The organism is Bradyrhizobium sp. Kon58, assembly GCF_055807455.1.
Window position 1 is genome coordinate 1 of sequence record NZ_JBVVOT010000203.1, and the last position, 380, is coordinate 380.

1 pseudogene is annotated in these 380 nt (G+C 62.9%); it reads right to left on the minus strand.

Going from position 1 to position 380, the window contains the following annotated elements:
* Window positions 1-380 (minus strand): annotated as a pseudogene (locus AC0L20_RS40125) (DUF1522 domain-containing protein); the annotation flags it as partial.

Here is a 380-nt window from a genome sequence, read left to right on the forward strand (position 1 = left end):
TGCTGCGACTGGTTGGCCAGCGACAGCGCGGAGACCGCGATCGACTGGCGAGTCGACAGCGCCTGGCTGTTGGCCGCCTCGACGTTGGTGTCGGCCAGGGTCAGGTTGGACGAACCGGTCTGCAGCACGTTGATCAGGTTCTTGTTGAAGTCCTGACGCACCTGCACGATGGTCAGGTTCGAACCCAGGCTCGACGCTTCCGAGCGCAGCGTGCTCGAGGCCGAGTTCAGGTTGGTCAGCACCTTGTTGGTGGCAGCGTTGTCGATGAAGTCGACACCGCTGGTCAGCGAGGCGAGGCCGAGACCCTTGGAGTTGTAGGTCACGCCGGTGATGCTGAGGTTGGACTTGCCGGTCTCGTCGAACACCAGCTTGAGCTGGTC